Origin of the sequence: Novosphingobium fluoreni (assembly GCF_014196615.1) — a bacterium.
GTDB lineage: Bacteria > Pseudomonadota > Alphaproteobacteria > Sphingomonadales > Sphingomonadaceae > Novosphingobium > Novosphingobium fluoreni.
The window spans coordinates 438105-463392 of the sequence record NZ_JACIDY010000002.1 but is presented as its reverse complement, the minus strand read 5'-3'; the positions used below and the strand labels follow the sequence as shown (position 1 = coordinate 463392).

Here is a 25288-nt window from a genome sequence, read left to right as displayed (position 1 = left end):
GCATTGCCCCCTCGCCCGCATCTGCATAGGGATACAGGATGAAGCGGACGCATTTGCCCCTGAACGCCCTTCGCGTATTCGACGCCGCCGCGCGCCACCTTTCCTTTACTCGTGCCGCCGATGAATTGGCCGTCACCCCGGCGGCGGTGGGCCAGCAAATCCGCGCGCTGGAAGACGTGCTGGGCGTGGTGCTGTTTCGCCGCACCAGCAAGGGCCTGGAACTGACCGAGGAAGCCAGCGCCGGCCTGCAGACGTTGCGCAGCGGTTTCCTGAATTTCGAGGAAGCGGTGCAGACGATGCAGGCGGGCCAGTCCAGCCACGTCTACACGATTGCCGTTCCCCGAGAGTTCTTCGCCGCCTGGCTCGCTCCGCGGCTGGCCACGTTTCGAGCTGTGAACCCTCAGGTCCGCTTCGCCATCGTCGACGGCGAGCAGACTGACTTCGCCGATGCCAACCTCGATCTGGCGATCCGCTGGACCGAGGGCCCAGGTGAACTGGAAGGCACATCGCTGGGCGAGGCGGAGCAAGTCGTTGTCGGCTCAGGCGACTGGATCGGCTGGCCGGGTGATCCCGCCCCTGCCGGTGGCGCCGGAAATACGGGGGAAGACGCGCCGGCCATCACCGTCAGCGATGCCGGACAAGCAATCGCGGCCGCCTTGGCGGGGTTGGGCAAGGCGCGTGTGCCGCTGCTGCTGGCGCGTGAAATGCAGGCGGCGGGGCGAATTCAAGACCTTGGCGTAGCTGAGCCATCGCGGCGAGGCTACTGGCTGATCGCCCCCGCGCCGCAGTGGCGGCAGAAAAAGGTTCGTGCCCTAGTCGCCGCGCTGGTGGGCGACGCCTGAGGCCTGACAGCCCGATGCTTGGCGCCTAACGCTTCAGTCATCCCTAACCGCTCGTGTCGAGCGTCGTCGAGACACGTTTGCGCCAATCCAGGTGTCTCGACTAGGCTCGACACGAACGGGGTAAGGCAACTCAACACCCGCGAAACCACGAAAAAGGCCGGATCGGGCTTCCCCGAACCGGCCTTTTTCGCACCAGACTAAACGTCTTAGTAAACGCGAGCCTTGGGCTTGATGTACTCGACATCGTCGGTCAGCGTGTATTCGTGAACCGGGCGGTAATCGAGGCGAACCTCGCCGCCCTTGCCGCCCCAGCCGTTGAACCAGGCGGCAGTGTGCTTCATCCAGTTGGCATCGTCGCGGTTGGGGAAATCCTCATGCGCGTGAGCGCCGCGGCTTTCCTTGCGGTTGTGTGCGCCGTGCATCGTGACCGTCGCCTGGCTGATGAGGTTGTCCAGCTCCATCGTTTCGACAAGATCGGAATTCCAGATCAGGCCACGATCGGAGACGTGCACGTCTTCCATCCGCTTGTAGGTGGCCGCCAGCTTCTGCTTGCCTTCAGCCATCAGTTCGTCGTTGCGGAAGACCGCCGCGTGCTGCGACATCGTGCGCTGCATGTCCGCGCGGATCTGGGCAGTGGGCGAGCCGCCCTTGGCATTGCGGAAGTGATCGAGACGCGTGAGCGCCAGATCGGCCGAGTCCTTGGGAAGCTCAGGGTGGGCGTCGCTCGGCTTGACGTTCTCCTTGAGGTACAGACCGGTCGCGCGGCCGAACACCACAAGATCGATCAGCGAGTTCGAGCCAAGGCGGTTCGCGCCATGGACCGAAACGCAGGCGGCCTCGCCCACGGCGAACAGGCCTTCGACCGCCGTCTCCGGGTTGCCGTCCGCGCCGATCGTCATCACGCGGCCGTTATAGTCACACGGGATACCACCCATGTTGTAGTGCACGGTCGGCACCACGGGCAGCGGCTGGCGCGTCAGATCGACACCGGCGAAGATCTTGCCGCTCTCAGTGATGCCGGGCAAACGCTCGGCCAGCACTTCGGGCGCGATGTGATCGAGGTGAAGGAAGATGTGGTCCTTGTTTGGGCCCACGCCGCGCCCTTCGCGAATTTCCAGCGCCATCGAGCGGCTGACGACGTCGCGGCTGGCAAGGTCCTTCGCGGAAGGCGCATAGCGCTCCATGAAGCGCTCACCTTCGGAATTGGTCAGATAACCGCCTTCGCCACGCGCGCCCTCGGTGATGAGCACGCCCGCGCCGTAGATCCCGGTCGGGTGGAACTGCACAAACTCCATGTCCTGCAGCGGCAACCCGGCGCGCAGCACCATGCCGCCACCGTCGCCGGTGCAAGTATGGGCAGACGTCGCGGTGAAATAGCAGCGGCCATAACCGCCCGTCGCCAGGACCACGGCCTTGGCACGGAAACGGTGGATCGTGCCGTCATCCATGCACAACGCGATCACACCGACGCAGCGGCCGTTGTCCATGATCAGGTCGATGGCGAAGTATTCGATGAAGAAGTCCGCAGCGTACTTCAGCGACTGCTGATACAGGGCGTGCAGCATGGCGTGGCCGGTACGGTCCGCCGCCGCGCAAGTGCGCTGCACCGGCGGGCCTTCACCCATGTTCTGCATGTGGCCACCGAACGGGCGCTGGTAGATCGTGCCATCCGCGTTGCGGCTGAAAGGAACGCCGGCATGCTCCAGTTCATAGACGGCGGCCGGGGCCTCACGCACCATGTACTCGATCGCGTCCTGGTCACCCAACCAGTCCGACCCCTTCACGGTGTCGTACATGTGCCAGGTCCAGTGGTCCGGCGTGTTGTTCTTCAGCGACGCGGCGATGCCGCCCTGTGCCGCCACGGTGTGCGAGCGGGTGGGGAACACCTTGGTGATGCAGGCCGTCTTCAGGCCGGCTTCCGCCGAGCCCATGGTGGCGCGAAGACCGGAGCCACCCGCGCCGACGACGACGGTGTCATAGGTGTGGTCGATGATCTTGTATGCAGGCTGAGTAGCCATTTTATGCGCCTCCCAGCGCGAGGCGAACGACGCAGAACAGACCAAAGGCGGCTGCCGCGAAACAGACGAGGTTGAGCGCGATCAGGCTGGCGAACTTGTTGCCTTCCTCATGCACGTAGTCTTCGATCACGACGCGCAGGCCCTGCTGGGCGTGCCAGACGTTGACGATGATGAACAGCGCGAGCGCGGTGGCGGAAATCGGCGAGGCCAGCCACTCGCGCACGGCGGTGTAGCTGAAGTTCGGCAGCATCAGCAGCGACACGCCGAACCACACAGTCAGCAGCAGGCTGCCGACCGAGGTGTAGCGAAACTGCAGCCAGTGATGCGCGCCGCTATGTGCCGAGCCCTTGCCCCGCACGCGGCCGATGGAAGTTCCGTTGCCCATGGTATTCGTTCCCTCCAGCGATCAGCGCAGCAGCAGCGCGGCCCAGAACAGCGCGGTCAGCACGAAGCCCGCCGCCGTGCAGACGTTCGCCCACAGCTTGTTCTGCTCCAGCTCGTAACCCGCGCCGGTATCCAGCACGAAATGGCGAATGCCGGTGACGCCATGCGCGATCACGGAGTAGCTGATGCCCACCAAAATGAGGATGCCAAGCGGATGGCCCGCGACCGCAGCGAACTTGGCGTAAGCGGCGGGCCCGGAAACCAACGCGCCCAGCCACCACAACAGCACCAGAATGCCGACGCTGGCAGCGATGCCGGTGGCGCGGTGCAGGATCGACGAGAGCATCCCCGGCCCCCAGCGCCAGATCTGCAGGTGCGGTGAAAGCGGGCGGTTCCTGGTCCCGGCTTGCTGAGCCATGCTTGGTCGAGTCCCCTGATATCTTACCTTGTTCGCAGGGCGTCATGGCCCATTGACGCCCTCCCCTTAGCCGAATTGCCGCACCGCGCAAGGCTTGCCGGGGGGCAATAGGATCACTGGCCAACCGTGATCCTGACACTTAAGAGAGCCGACTTTGAGACAGCATCATAAAGAAGCCCAGTGAGTCGCACCTACAAGATGACGCTTCTCGCCCCGCGCGAGGCCGTTGAAGCCGCGCTCGTCGCGCATGAAGACAGCCTGGACTGGGATTACGAGATCGTCCTTGCCGGAACTGAGATCGCCGAAGATCGCCCCGACGATTGGAAGCTGGAAGCATGGCTGCCGCGCGATCCATCCGCCGCCGACGTGGCCGCCGTAACCGGTCTGTTCCCTGGTCCCGCCCCCGAGCCCGTGATCGAGGCGCTACCCGAGGAAGACTGGGTGGCGCGCAGCCAGTCCGATCTTGAGCCGATCCACGCTGGCCGTTTCTTGGTGCGTACGCCCGAGCATGAGGCGCAGGCCCAGGCAAATACGATCGAGTTTGTGATACCTGCCAGTCAGGCTTTCGGCACCGGCCACCACAACACCACCGCCGGCTGCCTGACGATGCTGGACGCCATGAAGCGGCGCGGCGTGGTGGTGCGCAATCACCTGGATGTCGGCACCGGCACCGGCCTGCTGGCGTTTGCCGCCATGGCCCTGTGGCCTCGCGCCAGCGCTACCGCGAGTGACATCGACGCGGTCTGCGCCGATGTCGTGCATGAGAACGCGGTGTTGAACAGCGTGCCGCTGGGCGCGCGACCCGGCGCGCTGGTGATGACCATCGCGCCCGGCCTCGACCATCCGCTGATCGCCGCGCGCGGGCCCTATGATCTTGTGATGGCGAACATTCTGGCCGGTCCGCTGGTGGAACTCGCGCCTGATTTCGGACGCGCGCTGGTGCCCGGCGGACATCTGGTTTTGGCTGGACTGCTGACCACGCAAGAGGCCGCCGTGCGCGCTGTCTGTCGCAGGGCCGGCCTGCGGCTGGCGGGGCGCATCGTTTCGGGGGATTGGTCGATCTTATGGCTACGGCGCCGACAAGGAAACTGATCCGGGGGCTGCTATGGCTGCTGGCCGCCATTGTGCTGGCCGTGGCGCTGTATGTGCTGGCGGCCTGGATCGGCTCGTCGATCCCACGCAATGCGAAATGGCGTGAACCGAAGGACGGCGGTGTCCTGATCGGCGTGGAAACCAATGGCGTCCACACCGCATTGGTGCTGCCGATCACCTCGCCTGAAAAAGACTGGCGCGCTGATTTCCCGCTGGCCGACCTGCGCCGCCCCGACCGGCCCTATACCCACGTCTCGATCAGCTGGGGCGAGCGCGAAGTCTTCCTGGACACCCCGACATGGCGCGATCTTTCCCCGCGCACGGTGTTCAATGTCCTCACGCGAGGCGGCGATGCCTTGTCGCACATCTCGTACTATGTGCGCCCGGTGGCGTCAGACGACCTTCGGCCCTTTCGCCTCAGCGCTAATGAATACGCCCGCCTCGTCAGTACGATCGAAACTTCGTTGCGAACGGTCAGGCCGCCGCGGCATTATCCCGGCTATGGCCAATCGGACGTATTCTATGATGCGCCGGGGCTCTACACCGTCATCAAGACTTGCAATCAGTGGACATCGAATCGGCTGGCCGATGCCGGGATACGAACCGGATGGTGGACACCGATCGCGGGAGGAGTGATGAAATGGTTGCCGCCCACCCTTGATGAGGGTGTGTTTAGTCGTTCGCCACAACCGGCTCGAGTTGCAGTTCAATCTCGCTGACCAGCGCGCTACGATTGCTCAATTCCGCCATCGCCTCGGCATCCAGGCCATGATCGAAAGCGAAGCCAGCACGATCGGTAACAATCCACCGGACAACGCCGGACACAGGAGAATGTCCTTCAAGGACTAGAGTCAGCCTTTGTGCCGGACCGGGCACCGCCTCTCGAAACACGAACTGGCAGCCGTCGTGCGTGACATGACGGGCAACAGCGCGAAAAGTCGTCGTTTCGGGCGCTAGAACATTTACGTGATCAACATCGGACATCGGGGCGGCGGTCAAAGTGGTCATCAGTCGCATTCCTTGTACCGCTCGGCTGGTAATTAGGAGAGGTTAACGACCTGTTCGTAAATCCTGCTTTCTCCACAGCTTATAACGCTCTGATTTTTCAAGCGTTGCCGCATTTCATCCCTAATGGTCGTTAACTATTTGGAGCAAGTTGCACTTAACCTTTTCAGCCAATTGTAGGGTCTTCTTTCAGGGGGCTGGAACAGTAGCTGAAGAGGCATGACCATGCTGGATAGCGATACCATCAAGCCCGCCTCCGTCGTGGGGCCGCTAGGCGAAGAATTGAAAAAGGCGGACCTGCCGCCGCCCGACACATCGCGCTGGGTGGTCCGGCGCAAGGCGCAGGTTGTCGCGGCCGTCAACGGCGGCCTGCTGTCGATGCGCGAAGCGTGCGAGCGCTATGGCCTGACGCTGGAGGAACTTGCCTCCTGGCAGCGCGCCATCGATCGTGAGGGCATGCCGGGGCTGCGCGCCACCCGCGTCCAGCACTACCGGCAATTGCATGAGCGGGAAAACCGCCGCGCGTGATTATCCCCCCGGGCAGGCGGCGCGGCAACATAAGGTTGCCTGCGCCGCCGCTTGCGTTTAGGGAAGCCGAGTAACCCGTCATTGGGGAGTAGCCAGCCGCGCGTGCGCGGACCCTGCGTCAACACACTTGGTCGAGAGGCCATGGCGTAGGGAGGGTGGCAGGATCGCAACGATCCGGCATCTTGGGCGAGACCAATGGCATGGTGCCTTCTGCCGGCCGGGCGGGGGGTGCGATGCCATTGCCTGTCTCTGTCGCCCGGCCCTGAAGGACTCGCCTTGGAAGCTTTTCTCACCTCCACCGCTGTCGTCGCTCTCGCGGAAATCGGCGACAAGACGCAGCTGCTGGCCATCGTTCTGGCTGCGCGCTTCAAGCGGCCGCTGCCGATCGTCGCGGGCATCTTCGTCGCCACCCTCGCCAACCACTTCCTCGCCGCACTGGTGGGAGAACAGGCCGCCTCGTTCCTGGACGGCCTGTGGTTTCGCTACGCCGTCGCCATTTCGTTCATCCTGATGGCGCTGTGGACGCTGGTGCCTGACAAGCTGGACGATGAAGAGGCAAAGCCAGCCCGGTTCGGGGCGTTCCTGACGACGCTGGTCGCGTTCTTCCTGGTCGAGATGGGCGACAAGACGCAGTTGGCCACCATCGCCCTGGGCGCGCGCTTTCAGGCCGTGCTGCCGGTGATGGCCGGCACCACCGTGGGCATGATGATCGCCAACGTCCCGGCAGTGTTCTTCGGACACGAACTGATCCGGCGCGTGCCGCTGAACGTGGTGCGCTATATCGCGGCGGCATTGTTCATGGCGATCGGTCTGTGGCTGCTGGCCCAGACGGCAGGCTGGATTTAAGCCCTACCCGGCTGCGGCGACGATCTGGGCCCACTCCGTTTCATCGATCACGCGAATGCCCAGATCGGCCGCTTTCTTCAGCTTCGAGCCTGCCCCCGGCCCGGCCACCACCAAGTCGGTCTTGGCGGAAACGGTGCCGGCGGCCTTTGCGCCCAGCCGCTCGGCCTGGGCCTTGGCCTCGTCGCGGCTCATCGTTTCCAGCTTGCCGGTGAACACCACTGTCTGCCCGGCGACTTCGCTGTCCCTCGTTTCGACGACGTAGGGCGGCGGCGTCACTTCGCCCAGCAGGTCATCCCAGACCTGCCGATTGTGCTCCTCATGGAAAAAGTCCGCCAAAGCCTCGACCACCACCGGGCCAACGCCGTCGATCGAAAGCAGTTCGGCACGGGCCTCTTCGCTTTCGGGCGAGGCGGGGGTTTCGCTTTCCGCCGCTGCGCTTGATTGCGCCGCCAGTTCGGCAACGCTGCGCAAGGCGGGCAACGTGTGGAACCGTTTCAGCAGATCGCGCGCGGTGACAGCGCCCACGTGGCGGATGCCAAGGCCGAACAGCAGGCGCGCCGCGTCCGGCGCTCGCTTGTTTTTCACGGCTGCCAACATGTTGTCCACAGACTTGTCCTTCCACCCCTCACGAGCCAGAAGCTCGTCACGGTGGCGGTGCAGGCGGAAGATATCAGCCGGGCTTTCCAGCCAACCAAGTGCGAAGAACTCGTCGATGGTCTTCTCGCCAAGGCCTTCAATATCTAGCGCGGCGCGGCTGACGAAGTGCTTCAGGCGCTCGGTACGCTGGGCCGGGCAGATCAGCCCGCCGGTGCAGCGCACGTCCACTTCTCCTTCGGCTGCCACCGCTTCGGAGCCGCACTGCGGACAATGATCGGGAAAGGTGTAGGCAGGACGGGCATCATCGCGCGTCAGATTGGCGACGACTTGCGGGATCACGTCGCCGGCACGCTGCAGCACGATGCGGTCACCGGGGCGGACGCCAAGGCGGGATATCTCGTCGCGGTTGTGCAAGGTGACGTTCGTGACAGTGACACCGCCCACCAGCACGGGGCGCAATCGGCCCACCGGGGTCAGCTTGCCGGTGCGCCCGACTTGTATGTCGATGGCCTCCAGCGTGGTTTCGGCCTGCTCGGCAGGAAACTTGTGCGCCAGCCCCCACCGCGGTGCCTTGGCGACGAAGCCCAGCCGGCCCTGCCAGTCCAGCCGATCGACTTTATAGACCACCCCGTCGATCTCATACGGCAGGCCCGCCCGGCCCGCCCGGATCGCTTCGTACGCTGCCAGCATCTCGTCGAGCGATTGGCATAGCCGGAAATCGGGCGAAACCGGCAGGCCCCAGCCCTCGATAATCCGCACCATGTCATGCTGGGTCTTGCCCGGAACCGCGCTGGCGGCGCCCCAGCCATGGGCCCAGAACCGCAAAGGGCGGCGGGCGGTGACCGACGCGTCCTTCTGCCGTAGCGAGCCTGCCGCCGCGTTGCGCGGGTTGGCGAACTGGCGCACCTTGGCGTCGTCGAATGCCTCGCCCCGCGCCTCCGCTGCCGCCCGCGCCTCTTCCATCAGATCGGCGTTGAGCTTCCGGAACGCGGCCTTTTCCATGTAGACCTCGCCCCGCACTTCGAACACGTCGGGCACGTCGCCGTGCAGCTGCTGCGCAATGTCGGCGATATGCGCCACGTTCGCAGTCACATCCTCGCCCACCTGGCCATCACCACGCGTAGCCGCGCGTACCAACTTGCCATGCTCATAACGCAGCGAGCAGGAGAGGCCGTCGATCTTGTCCTCCGCCGTGACGGCGACCGGGGCATCCTCAGGCAACGCCAGGAATCGCCGCACCCGCGCGAGGAACTCCGCGACTTCCTCTGGCGAGAACGCATTGTCGAGGCTCATCATTCGAACCTCATGCCGCACCTTGGAGAGCGGGGAGGATGCGACTTCGTGGCCGACTTTATGGGTCGGGCTGTCCGGTCGGATCAGATCGGGAAACGCGGCCTCCAGTTCCGCGTTGCGGCGGACCAGCGCGTCGTATTCCGCATCGGCGATTTCGGGCGCATCGTCGACATGATAAAGCCGGTTGGCCCGGTTGATGGCCTTGGCCAGCCGCATCAGTTCGTTGGCGGCCTGCGCTTGATCGGGGAGGTCTGGCATAAGCGATTTCCTAACGCGCTGCCGTGCGAAAGCCAGTCGGCAAATCGCTCAGGCCCGCTCCAACAACCGATCCGCCTGCGCCCGGGCCTCATCGGTCACCTCCGCGCCGGAAAGCATGCGGGCGATCTCTTCCTTGCGCTGCCCCTCATCGAGCAGCGTCACGGACGTGCGCGTTACGGTGCCCTCACTGGACTTGGCGATCATGTAGTGCCGGTCGCCCCGTGCCGCGACTTGCGGGCTGTGGGTGACGGCGAGCAATTGTCCGGCCGAGGCGAGCCGGGCCAGCCGCTCACCGATCGCACTGGCTACCGCACCGCCGACGCCCCTATCGATTTCATCAAAGATCACCGTCGCCGCGCCGCCCTCTTCCGCCAACGCTACCTTGAGCGCGAGGATGAAGCGGGACAGCTCACCACCGCTGGCGATCTTGGCGAGCGGGGCGAACGGCGCACCGGGATTGGTACTGATCAGGAACTCCACTGCGTCCATGCCATGCGCGCCCCAGCGCTCATCCGGCAGGATGGTTACCGCTGTCCGGAAGCGCGCGGCATCCAGTTTGAGCGGGGCCAATTCCGCCGCAACCGCCTTGTCCAGTCGAACGGCGGCATCGACGCGCTGGGCGTGCAAAGCCTCGGCGCGCTGGCGATAGACAACGCCCGCCGCCGCCGCCGCCTTTTGCAGCCGAGTAAGCTCCTCACTGCCCCCCTCGATCGCATCCAGCGTGGCGCGCATTTCGTCCAGCTTCGCAGAGAGCGCATCAGGCGCGCAGCCGTGCTTGCGCGCCGCAGCGCGTAGTTCGAACAGGCGTGTCTCGATCCGATCAAGCTCTGCCGGGTCGAACAGCAGGGCATCGGACGCGGCGCGCACCTTATCCTCGGCATCGTCCGCCTCGATCACGGCGCGGTCCAGTGCCGCCAAGGCTTCCTCGAGCAGCGGATGCTCGGCGGCAATCCGATCCAAACGGCGCGCCGCCGTTCGCAAAGATGCCAGCGCGGAATCGGAACCATGGAACAGGTGCGCAAGGTCGGCCATGTCCTCGGCCAGCTTTTCACCCTTTTGCATCGTGGCGCGGACCAGCGCGAGTTCCTCCTCTTCACCCGCTTCGGGTGCGAGGGCCGTCAATTCCTCGACATAGGCGGTCAGCAAGTCGCGGTCCTGCGCGGCCTGATCGACTTGCACGCGCAGAGCCTCAAGCTGGTCTCGGGCATCGCGCCAGGTGCGCCATGCCGCGGTGACAGCCTCGCCATCACCGGCAGCGAATCGGTCCAGCAAATCACGGTGGCCGCGAGCGTTGACCAGGCCGCGATCGTCGTGCTGGCCGTGGATCTCGACCAAGGCCGGCGCGATCTCGCGCAGCAGCGCAACACCTACGGGCTGGTCGTTGATGAACGCCTTGCTGCCCCCGTCCGCCCGCAATTGCCGCTTGAGGATCAGGGGTTCGCCGGGCTCCACCTCGATCTCGGCCTCGGTCAAGGCGCGGTCGAGCGGGATCGGCCATCGCGCGAATTCAAAGCTGGCGGTAACGCTTGCCCGATCCGCGCCACTGCGCACCAGGCCACTATCCGCCCGGTTGCCCAGAACAAGGCCCAAAGCATCCAGCAGGATCGACTTACCTGCGCCAGTCTCACCCGTAAGCACACCGAGCCCGCGCGCGAACTCAAGATCAAGCGCCTCGATCAGGACGATGTTACGGATGGAAAGCCGGGTGAGCATGTTCGCTTCGCGTTCTAGCGCGGTGCAAGCCACGCGTCACCCGGCTTGTCTCCGAACCGCGGCAAGGGGGAAGCGCGGTCGGAACACTTATCTATAACGTCTCAACTTATCATTTGCTGCAAAAATCGCGGCGCATTCCGCCGCGACGACGAGCCTTCTACCAAGTAACGGTGAACACACGGGAAAGGCCGAAATGAGCAATCCCCCGATCAGAAATTATACTTGATTGTGCCGCCCCAGGTGCGCGGATCACCCGGCTGACCGGCGATCAAGCCCACGTTGCCCGGCGCAACTTGCAGCAAGTCCATGTAGTTCACATCAAAAGCGTTGCGGACCCAGCCGAAGACATCGAAATTGTCACCCCGGAAACCCGCGCGGAAATTGGTCAGGGCATAACCCTTCACCTGGGTATAGATCGAAGGCGAGGCGTTGGAATTCCACTTAGAGCGGTAGTTGCCGTCCACGCCGAAGTAGAGTTGCCCGTCCTTGCCTAGCAGTTCGACCGGTGCGTTCGCTTCTGCACCGTAGGAGAAAGCCCACTTGGAAACGCCAGGCAGGCCCTGGCCCGAAATGTCGCAGGCGCGCGGGCTGAGCGATCCGGGCACACCGGCCGGGCCGGGCTGCTGGCTGCCGTTAGCCGCTACGAAGGTGCCACCCGAAAGCTCCGGCGGGCACGGCGCGTTGGTGAACTTCTTGTACTTGGCGTCCGTATAGGCCGCGTTCGTGTAGGCGGTGAACCGTTCGCTGGTGCGCACCTTGAAGTCCGCCTCGATACCTTGCGAGCGCACCTTTTCCGCATTGGCGAGGTAGCCACGAACGGTGCCGAACTGGCCGCCGTTCACGGTCGCCTGGAAGTTCTTGATCTCGGTGCGGAAGGCAGTGACGTTGAAAGTGGCGCGGCGGTTCCAGAACTGGGTTTTCAGGCCCACTTCGAAGTGGTTCACCGATTCGGGCTTCACGGTGCTGGCGTCCAGATTGACGGTATTGTCCGCGTTCAGCGGCAGGCCATTCTGATTGATGCCCAGCGTCTTGAAGCTCTTGGCGTAGGTCGCATAGGCCAGCACATCGCGCGCCAGCTTGTAGTTGATGTTCAGGTCGTAAGTCAGGTTCCACGCGCTGTCGGAGGGCGAGGTCTGCTGCGGCTGATACACGCCGCACTGGGTCGTTGTTCCCGCAATGGTGCCGGCGGTAGGCACGGGGGTACAGCTCAGCGAACGCCCCTGCGCATCCGTGACGACGCGTTGATAAAAGCCGGACTTCTTGTCGTAGTTCAGGCGCAAGCCAGGCTGGATCGTCAGCGCGTCGGTCGCCTTCCAGGCAACCTGGCCGAACAGAGCGGCACTGGTGCTCTTGAGGAATTGCGTGTTGGTCGCGGTCAGTCCCGCCAGGCTGGACGGATTGTTGACCGGAGCGAGCGGGTTGGCCGATGGCGCAAGGCTCCAGCGCGCGGCATCCGTACCCTGTTGCTCGGTACCCTGCGTGTCGATCCGCTGCTTGAACCCGAACAGGCCCAGCACCACGTCGAACCGATCGCTCGAATAGTTGTAGCGGAACTCCTGACTGTACTGGTCCTGCTGCGAAGGGTTCTGAGACTTCGACACGATCGAGAGACCGGTGAAATCGCGGTCGTTCTCGGGCTTCCAGTCCCAGAAGCGCCATGCGGTGACCGAGGTCAGCGTACCGCCGCCCACATCCCACTTGATGCGAGCAGAAGCGCCGCCGATCTTGTTGCCCGCGTTGAGGCTGCTGTCCAGATCGGTCAGACGGTCATACGGATTGCGGCTGGGCACGGCGTAATCAGGCAGACCCTGGGCGCGCCGGGCCGTGTTGATCGATGCTACCAGCGCGTCATACTGGCGGTTCAGCGCACGCTGGGTACGACCGACACGCACGAAAACGGTGCCGCAGCATTCGGGGTTCTGGCGGCTGTAGTCACCCGAGAAGGTGATGCTCAAGTTGTCCGTGGGCTTCACCAGGACCTGCCCGCGAAGGCCCAGATTGTCCTGCTCGTTGATGTAGCGGTCAGTCGCCGTGTTGAAGTAGATGCCGCGACGGCTAGTGCTGGCGACGGCGAGGCGTACGGCGACCTGATCCGTCAGCGGCCCGGAGACAGCCGCCTTCGCTTGGCGATATTGCAGATTGCCCAGGCTGACTTCCGCCCGGCCTTCGAAATCGAACGTGGGCTGGTTGGTCGTGATGTTGATCGCGCCGGCGGTCGTGTTCTTGCCGTAAAGCGTACCTTGCGGGCCGCGCAGAACCTCGACTTGCGCTACGTCCAGGAAATCGAACGTGGCGGCGGCGACGCGTGAATTGTAAACGTCGTCGACGTAGATGCCCACGCCCTGCTCGAACCCGTCACTGGTCAAGCCGAACGGAACGCCAAGGCCGCGAATATTGACCGACGTGTTGCGCGGGTTGGAGGTATAGACCTGCAACGTCGGTGCCAGCTGCTGCAGCTTCACCACGTTGAAGTTGCCGGTAGCCTCGATGCTGTCACCTCGGATAACCGAGATCGCCAGCGGCACGGCCTGCGCGGTTTCCTGGCGACGGCGCGCCGTCACGATAATGACATCGCCCGAAGTGGTCCGCGGGGAGGAGTTTTCCACGCCGGCGGCGGGCTGTTCGGCTGCGGCCGCCGCTGCTGCCGGCGCTTCCGCAGCTACAGCGTATGTCGGCGCGACCAAGGCGGTCGATGCGATAAGACTGATACGGACGAACGCGTTCATTTCCAAATCCCTCGTAGGAAATTGGCAGCTGCCGGAACTTGCCCCCGGCCCCCCACCTGGTTTGATTTTAAATGTTGTCTGAAAGAGCGGCCCCCGCCGCCTCGATCACGTGAAGCGTTGACGCTCCGTCACGTCGAGCTGAACCACCCGGCCGTCATGCACGGTCAAATGGACCGCCCCATAGCGCAGTCTGCCAAGCGCCTCGGCCACGGCCGACAAAGGCGCGGCGATCGGTGCGATTCGCTGCGTCTGCTCATTTTGATCGTGCGTTAAAGTGGCGTTGCCCATCGTCAGCTCCTTCTTCGCTGACGACTAATATCTCTACCATGAGGATAGACAAGAGAGGGAAAGATTGTCTGCGGTAAAGCGAAACTTTGTTGAGCCAACCTGATCGGTAGAGTTTTACTCGGCTATTGCCGCCGATGCTTCGGGCTCGCCATCGAATGGGGGCTCCAATGCGATAGGATCGGCGAGAGTCATGCGGTCCAGCATCTGCGCCATCTCGTCGCGAAGCAAAAGCATCAACCCACGCAGGCGGCACTCCACCTCGGGCAGGCAATTCGCGCAGGTCTCGTGCGCGTTCCGACTGGCGCAGGGTACCAGCGCCAGGCTACCGCGCGTGATTCGAATGATATCACCGTAACGGATATCGACCGGCGGCAAAGCCAGTTCATAGCCCCCTGCCCGGCCACGGTGGGATATAACAATGCCTTCGCGCACCAGTTCGGACAGGATAACCGTCAGGAACTTTCGCGGAATGTTCTGGGCGGCGGCGATCTCGTCCAGCCGGACCGGCCCTCCCTGCTTGTAGCGATCGGACAAGTGCTGAAGCGCACGAATGGTGTAGCGGGTCTTCTGCGATAGCATCGCCTGGGACTGAACCCCGGCGCTGCCGCAATGTCAACTTCGTAGCTAGAACGCCTTGGTAAACTTCAGGCGACGGCTTCAGGAGCGTGCTTGCTGATCAGCTTGTACGCGCGCGCGTACCACTCGCTTCCGGGATAATTGTTCTGCAGCACGGCCGCAGCTTTCTGCGCTTCGTCATCCACGCCCAGCGCCAGATAACCCTCCACCAGTCGGTACAGCGCTTCGGGCGCGTGACTGGTGGTCTGATAATTATCCACGACATTGCGGAAGCGCAGCGTTGCGGCCAGCCACTTGCCACTGCGTTCGTAATAACGTCCGATCGTCATCTCTTTGCCCGCAAGGTGATCGTTCACAAGGTCGAGCTTGATCTTGGCATCGGCCGCAAAGCTGGTGGTCGGATAGCGGCGGATGACATCGGTCAGCGCCTGCTTTGACTGCTGGGTGATCTTCTGGTCACGCGTCACGTCGCTGATCTGCTCGTAATAGGATACGGCGATCAGGTAGTAGGCGTAAGGTGCATCCTTGTTGCCGGGATGGATCGACAGGAAGCGCTGCGCGGACTGTACCGCCTTGTTGTAATCACGCGCGACGTAATAACTGAACGCGCTCATCAGCTGGGCGCGGCGGGCCCACGGCGAGTAGGGATGCTGGCGCTCAACCTCATCGAACAAGGCGGCGGCCTGCTTGGTCTGCCCGCGCTCAAGCCGGTTCTGTGCCGCAGCGTATAGCGTGTCGACATCGCGCGCGACGTAGGCGGTGTCCTTCTTGCCGCCACCACGACCGGCGCAACCCGCGGTCAGGATCATCGCTCCGGTGGCGATAGCGAACACGACGGGCTTCAAACGCGATCTTTCGAGCATGGCGGGGTCTATAGCCAGCGTCGCGCTGAACGCCAAGTGAAGTTGCTGATACGTTGCCTGCGTTCTTTCCCGGCAAGTCGCTGATCAGGCATAGCGGCTAAATCCGGGCAACCTTGAGCGTTGGACACACGCCTGGCCAAGAGCACCAATGGTTGGTGGGATACGGGATGCCGCCCCAATGGACGCCAAAAACGGTTCATGCCTGGCCGGTGCGCAACGTCATCGACCTCTTGCGCTTCCACGTGACGACGACACCGACCGCCAGTGCCGCAAATTGAACCCCATGACCCCACTCCACGATCATCCTGCAAGCTGCCTCCCAACTGCCAATAGACACCGTCGAGATCGCCTCAAAGATCACCACGATGATCTGACCACCGCCGATCCACAGCGGGTATTGACGGTCGCTGATGATCGCGAGCGCCGAGAGCGCAATCATCTCGATCATCTCGATCATGACGGGCAGATCGCGCCACATGCCAGGGCCATTCGCATCAGGCACCGCATCCTCGAGCAAGGTCGCGATCACAAAAACCGAGGCTATCGCCCGGTCCCGCTTGCTGCCTTGGACGACCGTGATGGCCCACAGAATCCCAAGGGCGGCCACCCTCGCAATACCGAGCATCGAAATTTCCGTTTCAGAAGAAGGAGGAGCGGGGGGCTTTTAGAGAAAGTCAGACAGAGTTTGCGCCACACTCAACGCCACCAAAGCCGCCACGAGAAGGCCAACCGCTATGGCGATCATGGCTGCAAAACGCCTGAGACCGTTATCGAAGCCCGACAATGGCAGGGCAGTAGCACTTAGCCCCGAAGCCCCTCGACCACCGCAGGTGCATGCCGGGCGAAAGGCGAAGGGGGTGACCTCCGGTTCCTTGACGACCGCAAATGCTTCAGACGCGCGAAGCCGAGCGTAAGCCCGAGCCAGATCAGCACGCGGCGGGAAACCCGTCTGGCTACGAACCGCCTCAATGCGCTGAGTGATGGCCCCCTCAGTCACACCCAGTCGCCACGCGATCTCTTTGCTAGTGCGATTTTCTGCCAGCAATTCGAAAACTTCGTGCTGCTTTTTGGTCAGGCCAACAAGAACTTTTGCATAAGGGCAAGCTACGTCGTCACCCGTGGGATGCGTGTCCAAGTTGTTCATAAGCCGACTACCCCCGCACTCGAGCCCCCCAGCTCGACTGCGCTCTCTATTGTACCGAGTATTATCTTTCGGTCGGGAGCGCGTGGCGCACAAGACTAAAAACAGCACCAGGCAAACGGCTTATCGCGTATTTGGGGATGATTTTATTTTGTCGTACCGCCTGGTATGGCTTTGGAATCATGGTCAGGCCAACCGGGCGTTGGCAATCGCTTCATGAAGCCCCGTCACCGCCGCCGCTTCGTCGTCCCGCCAGACGGCCCCACTCACCGCAAGGAAGTCCGCGCCCGCCCGCACCAGGGGAGCGCAGTTTTCAGCCGTGATGCCCCCGATCGCGACACAGGGCAGTTCGAACAGGCTTTGCCACCAGGAAAGCAGGTCTGGCGCAGCCTGATGCTCCACCGCCTTTGTTACCGTGGGGAAAAAGGCACCGAACGCAACGTAGTCGGCGCCTGCCTCGCCAGCCTCCATCGCCAGGTGACGGCTGTCATGACACGTCACGCCGATCTGGGCGCCGCGCCCTAGTATCTTGCGGGCTTCCACCGGATCGCCATCGCCCTGCCCCAAGTGCACGCCGTCTGCGCCGATTCGCTTGGCGAGGCTGATCGAATCGTTGACGATGAACGCAACATCGCGATCAGCACAAATCCGCTGAAGCGGCTCAGCCAGGCGAGCGATTTCATGCTGGTCGATGTCCTTCAGGCGGAGTTGAAAGGCGGCGACTGGCGCTGCCTCCAGCGCGCGCGTCAGCCGCTCCGGAAATGATCCCGTTACGTCGAGAGGCGAGATCAGGTACAGCTGACAATCAGGTAATGTTGCTTCGTTATCGGACATGGTTGCGCCCTAGCGCGCAGTCTCGACCGCGCCAAGCATTCGGAATGCATTCAGCATCAACAGGCTTGTATCTCCCGATGCTCAGGTTGCTCCTCTTGCCCGCATGCGCGGTGGCAATGACCGGATGTGCGGTCCCCCACCCGCAACCCGTCCACGATTCGCAGCAGACGGAGGGCCTGGTTTACGCAGCGATCGGCAAAACCGCTTCCGTGAACGGGCCACGCGTTACCCCGCTGGCGCTGCTGGAAGACAGTCGCTGCCCGCCGTCGGTGCGCTGCGTTTGGGCGGGGCAAGTTCGCGTACAAGTTCGAATCGACTTGGGTAGTGGCAGCCACACCGCTGAGCTGAAGCAAGGCGTGCCCATTGCTGTCGCCGATGGAACGCTGGAACTCGTCACCGTCGGGCCCGGTCCGGCAGACGGCGGCATCAAGCCACAGGCGTACCGCTTTGGCTTTCGCTTCAGGGGCGGTCTTTAGGGTCTTTTTACCTATCGCCGAAACGCAAAACGGGCCGGGAACTTTCACTCCCGGCCCGCAGCTTCTTTGATTTGAAAGAAGATCAGCCCGCGACGGCAGCGGCGACTTCCGCCGCGAAGTCCGTCACCTGCTTCTCGATGCCTTCACCCAGCTGGTAGCGGACGAAGTCCTTGAGAACGATCTTCTTGCCGGCTTCCTTGCCGGCCTGATCCACGACCTGCTGGATCGGCGTCTTGTTGTCGATCACGAACAGCTGGCTGAGCAGAGCGTTTTCCTTGGCGTACTTGGCGATCGCACCGTCCACCATCTTGGCCTGAACCGCTTCGGGCTTGCCGCTCTCGGCAGCCTTCTCAGCGGCGACCTTGCGCTCGCGCTCGATCAGCTCGGAATCGAGATCGTCAGCATTCAATGCCAGCGGGAACGCAGCGGCGATATGCATGGCAATCTGCTTGCCCAGCGTCTCCAGAACCTCAGCCGGAGCTTCCGATTCCAGAGCCACGAGAACGCCGATCTTGCCCAGGTTCGGCGCGGCGGCGTTGTGCATGTAGGGCACGATCAGGCCCTGCGACACTTCGACCGTCTTGATGCGGCGGATCTGCTGGTTCTCACCGATGGTGGCGACGTTATTGGTCAGCGCGTCACCAACGGTACCACCGGTGGGGTACGCCGCGGCCTTCAGCGCGTCGACATCGTCTCCGCCGATACCCAAAGCAGCTTCGGTGGCGTTGCGCACGAAGTCCTGGAACTGCTCGTTCTTGGCGACGAAGTCCGTCTCGGAGTTAACTTCGACAGCCACGCCCTTAGTGCCCGAAACGGCCACGCCGACCAGGCCTTCAGCGGCAGTGCGGCTGGACTTCTTGGCAGCAGCCGCCAGCCCCTTGGAGCGCAGCGCGTCAACGGCGGCTTCGAAGTCACCGTCAGTCTCGGTCAGCGCCTTCTTGCAATCCATCATGCCGGCGCCAGTGCGCTCGCGCAGGTTCTTCACATCAGCGGCGGTGTAAGCCATCGCTCAATTCCTCTTTACTTGAATGGTCAGGCGCGCCGGGCCCATTGGACCCGGCGCGCGACATTTCGATGACGAAGTGCCGCGAAGGTTCGCGGTATCCGTTCCTCAAGCCTCGACGGCTTCCTCAACCGGATTGTCGAGAGCACCCACGTCGACACCCGAATCGGCTACGCCTTCGCGGCGGCCCTTGGTCGCGGCCTGCGCCACGGCTTCGCAGTACAAGCGCACGGCGCGGCTGGCGTCGTCGTTGGCCGGAACCGGGAAGGCGATGCCCTGAGGATTGACGTTGGTGTCGAGAATGCCGACGACCGGGATACCCAGGACGTTGGCTTCCTTGATCGCCAGATCTTCCTTGTTGGCGTCGATCACGAACATCACGTCGGGGATGCCGCCCATATCGCGGATGCCGCCCAGCGAAAGCTCCAGCTTGTCACGCTCACGCGTCAGCTGCAGGACTTCCTTCTTGGTGAGGCCGGTGGTGTCACCCGACAGCTGCTCTTCCAGCGACTTGAGGCGCTTGATCGAGCCAGAAATCGTCTTCCAGTTGGTGAGCATGCCGCCCAGCCAGCGATGGTTGACGAAGTGCTGACCGCAAGCGCGCGCTGCCTGAGCGATGGGCTCCTGCGCCTGGCGCTTCGTGCCAACGAACAGCACCTTGCCGCCGGCCTGGACGGTCGATGAAATAAAGTCGAGCGCACGCGCCATCAGCGGCACCGTCTGCGACAAGTCGATGATGTGAATGCCGTTGCGGGCGCCGAAGATGTACGGCCTCATCCGCGGGTTCCAGCGGTGAGTCTGGTGGCCGAAGTGGGCGCCGGCCTCGATCAATTGCTGCATGGTGACGACAGGAGCCGCCATAAGTATTTCCTTTCCGGTTCAACCTCTGGGAAACTGGAACCTGGCAGAACAACCCGAAGGGCCATTCTTTCCGCCGAGGCACCGGCATGTGCGCTTCCCATGTGGATTGCCGCGACCTTCTCATCCGGGAATCGAACGAAAGTGCCGAGGCGCACGCGCTTTAGCCTGTGTCCAAACACAAATCCAGCCGCAACTCGCCGCCCATCCCCTTCCATTCGTCTCAAAGCAGATGATTGTTGTTCACGTAGAGGAACTTATGAAGGTTAATGCGTATTTGAAGAATATATTCCGGGCACCGTGGCGGTTAACTCCGCAAGGCGAAAAACCCGGACCTATCAAATTCTTGCACGCGGACGATCGTTCCAGCGGAGAACCATTATGACTGCCATACTGCCTGTCATTTTTGCGCTCGCCGGTACAGCGGCGGTTTTCACCATTTGGAATGCCGTTTCGCAGAACATCAGCACAGTGAAAATGCTGGCCTCTCAAATCAAAGGCCTCGATCGTACAACTGCCATTACCGTTAATCTGCTACAGAACGAGCCAGCGCTTGAGCCCGTTGCCATCGTGCGGCGCCCCCGCCTGACCCGCGTTCCGCATCCCAAACCTATCACTCACCGCCTGCACCAGTTCGACCATTCACGGTCGGTCGCATGAGGGAGGCAAAATCGAGCAGGCAGCAGCCTCTCGATTTTGTTGACAACGGAACAAATCATGAACATAAAGATGGAACAGAATCGGAACTAACAGCTTTGGCACAGGTTTTCCACAGCCTATCCTCAGCCTGTTCCATCGCCAGGAGTTTCGCCATGATTGCTCTGGGACTTGCTGCCTTGTTCGCGCTGGCCGCCGCGACTTCTATCGCCGCTATATGGATCGCAGTGGCCACCCACCGTGACGACGTTACCACGATATACCATCAGATGATGGCCGATCGCCCGATGTTCGAGCGTTATGAGAGCGACAATGGCGTTGGACGCGAGACGATAACAATCATCCCGCAACCAATCAGATCGTGGACTCACGGCTCGGAGTCGCTTCAGCCGAAGCCATTGTGGGCCCACGCAGCCTGACCCTACGATATCGCAGCAGGCCATAAGGGATGATCGCCAGGTAACCCAGGGTAATCGCCGCCAGCGTCAGCCAGGGTTCCGTCAGCAAGGCGGCCATTAGAATGCCGATCAGCGCGAGCAGGCCGATACGAAGATGATTGGGCGGCCTCACCCGCGACCAACTCAGCGTTGGGACGTTCGAGATCAGCAGGAACGCAACCAACAGCATCCATATGCCGACAGCGACAGGATTGGCGATATCCGGCTCACCTCCGCTGGCGAGCCACAGGTAGATCGGGAGGAAAGCTAGGCCAGCACCCACCGGCGCGGGGACCCCGGTCAGGAACCCGGCCTGCTTGTGAGGCTGGTCAAGGCTGTCGAGCCGCGAGTTGAATCGTGCCAGTCGTAGCACGCAGCAGATCGCGTAGGCCAAGGCTGCAATCCAGCCAAAACTTGGCACTTCGCGCAAGCACCAGAGATAGACGATCAACGCCGGCGCCACGCCAAAGGATATCGAATCCGCTAAGCTATCCAGTTCGGCGCCAAACTTGGACTGCGCTTTCAGCAGGCGGGCAGCGCGGCCGTCGATCCCGTCCAACACGCCGGCCAGAATGACCGCCTGGACCGCCTTTTCGAAATCTCCGGCGATCGCAAAGCGGATTCCGGTAAGACCGGAACATAGCGCGGCAGCAGTTATGGCGTTCGGAACCAGGGCACGCAGGCTAAGGCTACGGTCAAACCGCTGACGCGCGCGCTGATCGTCTTGCGTGGTCAACGGCGGGATTCCTTCAAAGCCGTCACTGGGCAATACCTTCGATCACGCCAGCCGATCCGATTTTTGCCAGCACGGTCTCGCCCGCGATAACCTTTTGCCCCATCAATATCTGCGGCTCCGTGCCTTGCGGCAGATAAACGTCGACACGGCTACCGAAACGGATGAGGCCAACCCGCTGGCCACCGGCGATAATATCGCCCGGCTTCACGAATGGAACGATCCTACGCGCGACTAGGCCGGCAATCTGGGTGAAGCACAACTGCAGCCCATCGCCACGTTCGATCATCACGTGCTGGCGCTCGTTCTCCTCGCTCGCCTTGTCGAGATCGGCGTTGACGAACTTGCCGGGGATATAAACCACACGGCGCACGATCCCGCCGATGGGCGCGCGATTGATGTGAACATCGAACACGCTCATGAAAATCGAAATGCGCGTAACGGGCTCGGCACTGATCGGCCGGGTATCGCTGCCATCATCGATCGTGAGTTCACGAGGTGGCAGCACTTTCTGGATCAGCGTGACGAGACCATCGGCAGGCGCGATGATGCTGCGCTCATCCTGTGGCACCACACGTTGCGGATCACGAAAGAACGCCAGGATGCATATCGTCAGCACCGCCAGCGGCCAAGCCACCCAGGTCCAGCCCAGGATGATCGTGAGCAGGCACACCGCCGCGGCGATCGCGCCGAACTTACGGCCTTCGGGATGGATCGCCGGCCAGCGCCATGCCGCTTCACCGCGTCCTTGATTGTCTAAGATTTCTCCGGGCATGCCATCCATCTAGGCTGTGCATCCCCGCGCCGCAACGCCGCGACGGGGAAAAGCGGGAAAAGACTGTGTCGCTGGCGGGAGGGGATGGTGGACAGGGCTGGATTCGAACCAGCGTACGCTTGCACGGGCAGATTTACAGTCTGCTGCCTTTAACCACTCGGCCACCTGTCCACACCGTTTCCGCGGTTGGCGGGTTACCCCGCGATGCAGTGCCCGAAAGCTCTGCGTTGCCGAGAGGAGGCGCACATGACGAAGCGAGCCTTGCCTGTCAATGGGGTCACTGGCAGGAGGCGCACATAATCGCGCGACAAAAAGGAAGATATGATGGCAGACAGCGGTTCCAAGCCGGCCGGCGGCCGTGCCCTGCGGGGCCGTGCAGGCCGCATGAAGAATGGCCGCGGCTCAGGTCGTGCCTCAAGCGGAGCGGTACGCCTTTGGGGACGCCATGCCGTGGAAGCGGCCTTGCGCAACCCTGATCGAACCCATCGCAAGCTATGGGCAACGCGCGAGGGCGTGGCATCACTTGACGGCGAACTTCCCGCAGATTTCCCCGTTGAGTGGGCCCAGCCCGTCGATCTGGCGCGGCTGGTCGCTCGTGATGCGCCGCACCAAGGACTAGTGCTGGAATGCGAGCCACTGGACGATGTGTTCCTGTCCGACGTGCTGGAAGGCGAGCCTGAACGGCCGATTCTGGTGCTCGACCAGGTGACCGATCCACACAATGTCGGCGCTTTGATGCGCAGCGCGGCGGCGTTCAACGCGGTGGCCATCGTCACGCAGGATCGCCATGCGCCACCCGAATCGGGCACTCTGGGCAAGTCGGCATCCGGCGCGCTGGAAATCGTGCCGTGGATCCGGGTGGTCAATCTGGCCCGCGCTCTGGAAGAAATAGCAGAGGCCGGATACTGGCGCATCGGTCTGGCGGGCGAAGCCGAGATGACCCTGGCGGAAGCCCTGCCCGCCGGCCCGGTGGCCTTGGTGTTGGGAGCAGAAGGCGAAGGGATGCGCCACAACATCTCGCAGCATTGCGATTCGCTGGCGCGCTTGCCGATCGACGAGGCGATGGAAAGCCTGAACGTCAGCAATGCCGGCGCCATCGCGCTCTATGCCGTCGCAACGCGATGACGACGGCAAAAATTCACCATTAATTTTTTGGCCCCAGCCTCGTTAGCTCTGGGTTGGGGCGGCTTGCCCTTTTCATCGCAGATCGCACCAAAGCATCTCGTAGCCGCCGGCCAACGATGGCGATGCGACCCCCGTGTTCCAGGCCGCGTTCACGCAGTTGCGCTCATCCGCTGGCGGCACGCTCAAAGTTCTGCCGGGCGAGTATCATTTCAAGACGGGCCGGCAGACCGAGCAGGCAGGCTTGGCAAATCTGTTGATCAGCAAGTTGAACGATGTCAAGATAGATGCGACCGGCGCGAAGCTCCTGTTCGAAGCCGGGTGCGACGGCGTGTTTATCGAGGATTCGCGTCGCATCCGCCTTCGTGGCGCCGTGATGGAGGACCCCAGCGAACTGTCGGGCTACGGTCGCATGAAGCTTGTTGATGGCACTATGCGGCTGATCCTCGACAGGCCTCTGCCCGCCGGGTTGAGCATCAATTGGGTTCAAGCCATGAACGAGGGCGCCGATCGGTCCTGGCCCCAAATCCAGGCCAAGGCCATCATCCCGCCGACCGATCCCCAGGCCGTCCGGATCGACGATCGGACCTTCGCCGCGCCCGGCTTCAAGGCCTTGGCCGACGGTCAAATGGTGTCGGTGAAGTACACCTGGTACGGCAAACGCGCGATTTTCATCCGCGATACGAACAAGGGCTTCAGCGAGGATGTCATCTTCGATGGCGTTAATATCGGATCGATGCGCGGGATCGCCGTGATGCTGAAGACACGCGGGCGCGGCTTCGCCGTCGTGAATTCGACGCTGTCTGCCAGCACCGGTCGACCCTACAGCAGCAACTACGACGGGTTGCATGTCATCTCGGCAGGCGGCAATATCCTGATCCGAAACAACGCATTCGCGCACACCGGCGACGATCTGGTGAACTTGCGGTCGATCATCCACAAGGTATCGAACATCAAGCCCAACAGTGTCACGCTATCCAACGATGCCCGCATGATGCGCGTCGGGGACGAGGTAGCGTTTTTCACTGCCACCGGAGAGTACATCGGCCGGCGAATGATCAGTTCCGCCCCTCCCCTCGGCAACAGCGACACAATCGCGTTCGGCCTGGCCGCCGGAGAGCCGATCAACGAAGCTGTCTATGCTCGAGACATCAACATCACGCCTCGCCGCTTCGCCGTGGTGAACAACACAATGGCGAACAGTTCCGGGCGCGGCATGTTGATCCAGGTCCCGAACGGCCTGCTGAAGGGCAATACATTTCGTAACGTCCCTTGGGTCGCCATTCGTATGATGACCAGCTACAATCCCTGGCTGGAAGGCGCCGGAGCGATAAACGTCCGGGTTACCGCCAACACGTTCGAGAATGGCGGGGCGACCCTCGGCCTCAATTACGCGACCGGTATCATCACTGTGCTGGGTGAAGTTACGCAGCTCAAGATCCCGACCAATATCCACAACGGACCGATCAAAATAGACAGCAACAAGTTCGTGAAGGCACGATCTGCATGCATCACAATTTATAATGCCAAGGCTACAACTCAGGAGGGAAATACTTGCACCTCTTGATTTGATTTTCGGTAGACAATTAGTCGGATAGCTTGATTCTGCACAGGATCTCTAACTTGATCCTGTAGCAGTCTCCCACGCGGTCTGTGTCATTCGCGACAGCGCACTTAGGCCTTTTTCGACACGATCTGGGCGCCATCGCAGATATGCATCAACGATACCCCCGAGCGAGGCACTCACGAAACCGGCTGATTTCATCTGAGAGATATCTGCGTCAGCCGATCAGAGAATGTGGAAA

At 62.4% G+C, this 25288-nt stretch carries 26 protein-coding genes, 1 tRNA gene and 1 riboswitch; of the genes, 9 read left to right on the top strand and 18 right to left on the bottom strand.

Annotated elements, in window-relative coordinates; all coding sequences use genetic code 11:
- Positions 1-38: 38 nt before the first annotated feature.
- On the top strand, positions 39-842 hold the full coding sequence (locus tag GGR39_RS05920) for a LysR family transcriptional regulator (protein ID WP_183616267.1): 804 nt from the start codon (positions 39-41) through the stop codon (positions 840-842).
- Positions 843-1048: 206 nt separating this feature from the next.
- Here the strand turns inward: GGR39_RS05920 and sdhA are convergent, their stop codons facing one another.
- Genes sdhA through sdhC form a run of 3 tightly spaced genes read right to left on the bottom strand, consistent with a single transcriptional unit; the run spans position 1049 to position 3662 of the window.
- Entirely contained in the window at positions 1049-2860 is a 1812-nt protein-coding gene (gene sdhA / locus GGR39_RS05915) for a succinate dehydrogenase flavoprotein subunit (RefSeq protein WP_183616266.1), read from the bottom strand.
- 1 nt (position 2861) lies between these two features.
- Positions 2862-3245: a succinate dehydrogenase, hydrophobic membrane anchor protein gene (sdhD, locus tag GGR39_RS05910; RefSeq protein WP_058737511.1), complete on the bottom strand. Its 384-nt coding sequence runs from the start codon at positions 3243-3245 to the stop codon at positions 2862-2864.
- Between the two features lie 21 nt (positions 3246-3266).
- Positions 3267-3662 (bottom strand): succinate dehydrogenase, cytochrome b556 subunit, encoded by a 396-nt coding sequence (sdhC, locus tag GGR39_RS05905; protein ID WP_183616265.1) that lies wholly within the window; start codon positions 3660-3662, stop codon positions 3267-3269.
- A 198-nt stretch (positions 3663-3860) separates the two neighbouring features.
- Between sdhC and GGR39_RS05900 the strand changes: the two genes are divergently transcribed.
- Both GGR39_RS05900 and GGR39_RS05895 read left to right on the top strand, forming a co-directional pair.
- On the top strand, positions 3861-4754 hold the full coding sequence (locus GGR39_RS05900; RefSeq protein WP_183616512.1) for a 50S ribosomal protein L11 methyltransferase: 894 nt from the start codon (positions 3861-3863) through the stop codon (positions 4752-4754).
- The gene (locus tag GGR39_RS05895) at positions 4727-5473 is read left to right on the top strand and encodes a DUF2459 domain-containing protein (protein WP_246388364.1); all 747 of its coding nucleotides are present in this window, start codon (positions 4727-4729) and stop codon (positions 5471-5473) included. The genes GGR39_RS05900 and GGR39_RS05895 overlap by 28 nt, the downstream gene beginning before the upstream one ends.
- Here GGR39_RS05895 and GGR39_RS05890 read toward each other — a convergent pair.
- Positions 5427-5762: a PilZ domain-containing protein gene (locus tag GGR39_RS05890; RefSeq protein ID WP_183616264.1), complete on the bottom strand. Its 336-nt coding sequence runs from the start codon at positions 5760-5762 to the stop codon at positions 5427-5429. The two genes, GGR39_RS05895 and GGR39_RS05890, sit on opposite strands and share 47 nt — an antisense overlap.
- A gap of 222 nt (positions 5763-5984) precedes the next feature.
- Between GGR39_RS05890 and sciP the strand changes: the two genes are divergently transcribed.
- Together sciP and GGR39_RS05880 are read left to right on the top strand one after the other, a co-directional pair.
- Complete coding sequence (gene sciP / locus GGR39_RS05885) at positions 5985-6287, top strand: CtrA inhibitor SciP (protein WP_058737573.1); 303 nt, start codon at positions 5985-5987, stop codon at positions 6285-6287.
- A gap of 71 nt (positions 6288-6358) precedes the next feature.
- Positions 6359-6551: riboswitch (yybP-ykoY riboswitch) on the top strand.
- A 12-nt stretch (positions 6552-6563) separates the two neighbouring features.
- A complete protein-coding gene (locus GGR39_RS05880; RefSeq protein ID WP_058737513.1) occupies positions 6564-7133 on the top strand; it encodes a TMEM165/GDT1 family protein in 570 nt (189 codons plus the stop codon).
- Between the two features lie 3 nt (positions 7134-7136).
- On the opposite strand, the gene ligA is transcribed toward GGR39_RS05880, so the two are convergent.
- The 9 genes from ligA to thiE all read right to left on the bottom strand — a co-directional run bounded on the left by ligA (position 7137) and on the right by thiE (position 17422).
- The gene (gene ligA / locus GGR39_RS05875; RefSeq protein ID WP_183616262.1) at positions 7137-9281 is read right to left on the bottom strand and encodes an NAD-dependent DNA ligase LigA; all 2145 of its coding nucleotides are present in this window, start codon (positions 9279-9281) and stop codon (positions 7137-7139) included.
- Between the two features lie 48 nt (positions 9282-9329).
- Complete coding sequence (gene recN / locus GGR39_RS05870; protein WP_183616510.1) at positions 9330-10994, bottom strand: DNA repair protein RecN; 1665 nt, start codon at positions 10992-10994, stop codon at positions 9330-9332.
- 209 nt (positions 10995-11203) lie between these two features.
- Positions 11204-13720, bottom strand: a complete 2517-nt coding sequence (locus tag GGR39_RS05865) for a TonB-dependent receptor (RefSeq protein ID WP_183616261.1) — start codon at positions 13718-13720, stop codon at positions 11204-11206.
- 105 nt (positions 13721-13825) lie between these two features.
- The gene (locus GGR39_RS05860; RefSeq protein ID WP_058737575.1) at positions 13826-14008 is read right to left on the bottom strand and encodes a YezD family protein; all 183 of its coding nucleotides are present in this window, start codon (positions 14006-14008) and stop codon (positions 13826-13828) included.
- Between the two features lie 114 nt (positions 14009-14122).
- A complete protein-coding gene (locus tag GGR39_RS05855) occupies positions 14123-14587 on the bottom strand; it encodes an RrF2 family transcriptional regulator (protein ID WP_183616259.1) in 465 nt (154 codons plus the stop codon).
- Positions 14588-14652: 65 nt separating this feature from the next.
- A complete protein-coding gene (locus GGR39_RS05850) occupies positions 14653-15447 on the bottom strand; it encodes an outer membrane protein assembly factor BamD (RefSeq protein ID WP_058737517.1) in 795 nt (264 codons plus the stop codon).
- Between the two features lie 196 nt (positions 15448-15643).
- A complete protein-coding gene (locus tag GGR39_RS05845) occupies positions 15644-16072 on the bottom strand; it encodes a hypothetical protein (protein WP_183616258.1) in 429 nt (142 codons plus the stop codon).
- 39 nt (positions 16073-16111) lie between these two features.
- Entirely contained in the window at positions 16112-16591 is a 480-nt protein-coding gene (locus tag GGR39_RS05840; RefSeq protein WP_183616257.1) for a helix-turn-helix domain-containing protein, read from the bottom strand.
- Positions 16592-16774: 183 nt separating this feature from the next.
- Positions 16775-17422 carry a thiamine phosphate synthase gene (thiE, locus tag GGR39_RS05835; RefSeq protein ID WP_183616255.1) on the bottom strand — a complete coding sequence of 216 codons (648 nt, stop codon included), beginning with the start codon at positions 17420-17422 and terminating at the stop codon, positions 16775-16777.
- A gap of 116 nt (positions 17423-17538) precedes the next feature.
- Between thiE and GGR39_RS05830 the strand changes: the two genes are divergently transcribed.
- Positions 17539-17898, top strand: a complete 360-nt coding sequence (locus tag GGR39_RS05830; RefSeq protein WP_183616254.1) for a hypothetical protein — start codon at positions 17539-17541, stop codon at positions 17896-17898.
- An 82-nt stretch (positions 17899-17980) separates the two neighbouring features.
- On the opposite strand, the gene tsf is transcribed toward GGR39_RS05830, so the two are convergent.
- Positions 17981-18904, bottom strand: coding sequence for a translation elongation factor Ts (gene tsf / locus GGR39_RS05825; protein ID WP_058737521.1), 924 nt, complete (start codon positions 18902-18904; stop codon positions 17981-17983).
- Between the two features lie 105 nt (positions 18905-19009).
- Positions 19010-19762, bottom strand: a complete 753-nt coding sequence (rpsB, locus tag GGR39_RS05820) for a 30S ribosomal protein S2 (protein ID WP_183616253.1) — start codon at positions 19760-19762, stop codon at positions 19010-19012.
- Between the two features lie 378 nt (positions 19763-20140).
- On the opposite strand from rpsB, the gene GGR39_RS05815 reads away from it, so the two are divergent.
- Positions 20141-20419, top strand: coding sequence for a hypothetical protein (locus GGR39_RS05815; protein WP_183616252.1), 279 nt, complete (start codon positions 20141-20143; stop codon positions 20417-20419).
- 351 nt (positions 20420-20770) lie between these two features.
- On the opposite strand, the gene pssA is transcribed toward GGR39_RS05815, so the two are convergent.
- The 3 genes from pssA to GGR39_RS05800 form a co-directional block, all read right to left on the bottom strand.
- On the bottom strand, positions 20771-21589 hold the full coding sequence (pssA, locus tag GGR39_RS05810; protein ID WP_183616251.1) for a CDP-diacylglycerol--serine O-phosphatidyltransferase: 819 nt from the start codon (positions 21587-21589) through the stop codon (positions 20771-20773).
- Between the two features lie 22 nt (positions 21590-21611).
- Complete coding sequence (locus GGR39_RS05805; RefSeq protein WP_183616250.1) at positions 21612-22361, bottom strand: phosphatidylserine decarboxylase; 750 nt, start codon at positions 22359-22361, stop codon at positions 21612-21614.
- Between the two features lie 85 nt (positions 22362-22446).
- Positions 22447-22532, bottom strand: a tRNA-Tyr gene (locus GGR39_RS05800).
- Between the two features lie 153 nt (positions 22533-22685).
- Between GGR39_RS05800 and GGR39_RS05795 the strand changes: the two genes are divergently transcribed.
- Positions 22686-23486, top strand: a complete 801-nt coding sequence (locus GGR39_RS05795; RefSeq protein ID WP_246388363.1) for a TrmH family RNA methyltransferase — start codon at positions 22686-22688, stop codon at positions 23484-23486.
- 133 nt (positions 23487-23619) lie between these two features.
- Positions 23620-25050: a hypothetical protein gene (locus tag GGR39_RS05790; protein WP_183616249.1), complete on the top strand. Its 1431-nt coding sequence runs from the start codon at positions 23620-23622 to the stop codon at positions 25048-25050.
- Positions 25051-25288: the final 238 nt, after the last annotated feature.

Coding starts and splice junctions, on each gene's coding strand:
- GGR39_RS05920 (WP_183616267.1), top strand. CDS start 39: ATGAAGCGGACGCATTTGCCCCTGAACGCCCTTCGCGTATTCGACGCC.
- sdhA (WP_183616266.1), bottom strand. CDS start 2,860: ATGGCTACTCAGCCTGCATACAAGATCATCGACCACACCTATGACACC.
- sdhD (WP_058737511.1), bottom strand. CDS start 3,245: ATGGGCAACGGAACTTCCATCGGCCGCGTGCGGGGCAAGGGCTCGGCA.
- sdhC (WP_183616265.1), bottom strand. CDS start 3,662: ATGGCTCAGCAAGCCGGGACCAGGAACCGCCCGCTTTCACCGCACCTG.
- GGR39_RS05900 (WP_183616512.1), top strand. CDS start 3,861: ATGACGCTTCTCGCCCCGCGCGAGGCCGTTGAAGCCGCGCTCGTCGCG.
- GGR39_RS05895 (WP_246388364.1), top strand. CDS start 4,727: ATGGCTACGGCGCCGACAAGGAAACTGATCCGGGGGCTGCTATGGCTG.
- GGR39_RS05890 (WP_183616264.1), bottom strand. CDS start 5,762: ATGACCACTTTGACCGCCGCCCCGATGTCCGATGTTGATCACGTAAAT.
- sciP (WP_058737573.1), top strand. CDS start 5,985: ATGCTGGATAGCGATACCATCAAGCCCGCCTCCGTCGTGGGGCCGCTA.
- ligA (WP_183616262.1), bottom strand. CDS start 9,281: ATGCCAGACCTCCCCGATCAAGCGCAGGCCGCCAACGAACTGATGCGG.
- recN (WP_183616510.1), bottom strand. CDS start 10,994: ATGCTCACCCGGCTTTCCATCCGTAACATCGTCCTGATCGAGGCGCTT.
- GGR39_RS05865 (WP_183616261.1), bottom strand. CDS start 13,720: ATGAACGCGTTCGTCCGTATCAGTCTTATCGCATCGACCGCCTTGGTC.
- GGR39_RS05860 (WP_058737575.1), bottom strand. CDS start 14,008: ATGGGCAACGCCACTTTAACGCACGATCAAAATGAGCAGACGCAGCGA.
- GGR39_RS05855 (WP_183616259.1), bottom strand. CDS start 14,587: ATGCTATCGCAGAAGACCCGCTACACCATTCGTGCGCTTCAGCACTTG.
- GGR39_RS05850 (WP_058737517.1), bottom strand. CDS start 15,447: ATGCTCGAAAGATCGCGTTTGAAGCCCGTCGTGTTCGCTATCGCCACC.
- GGR39_RS05845 (WP_183616258.1), bottom strand. CDS start 16,072: ATGCTCGGTATTGCGAGGGTGGCCGCCCTTGGGATTCTGTGGGCCATC.
- GGR39_RS05840 (WP_183616257.1), bottom strand. CDS start 16,591: ATGAACAACTTGGACACGCATCCCACGGGTGACGACGTAGCTTGCCCT.
- thiE (WP_183616255.1), bottom strand. CDS start 17,422: ATGTCCGATAACGAAGCAACATTACCTGATTGTCAGCTGTACCTGATC.
- GGR39_RS05830 (WP_183616254.1), top strand. CDS start 17,539: ATGACCGGATGTGCGGTCCCCCACCCGCAACCCGTCCACGATTCGCAG.
- tsf (WP_058737521.1), bottom strand. CDS start 18,904: ATGGCTTACACCGCCGCTGATGTGAAGAACCTGCGCGAGCGCACTGGC.
- rpsB (WP_183616253.1), bottom strand. CDS start 19,762: ATGGCGGCTCCTGTCGTCACCATGCAGCAATTGATCGAGGCCGGCGCC.
- GGR39_RS05815 (WP_183616252.1), top strand. CDS start 20,141: ATGACTGCCATACTGCCTGTCATTTTTGCGCTCGCCGGTACAGCGGCG.
- GGR39_RS05805 (WP_183616250.1), bottom strand. CDS start 22,361: ATGCCCGGAGAAATCTTAGACAATCAAGGACGCGGTGAAGCGGCATGG.
- GGR39_RS05795 (WP_246388363.1), top strand. CDS start 22,686: ATGGCAGACAGCGGTTCCAAGCCGGCCGGCGGCCGTGCCCTGCGGGGC.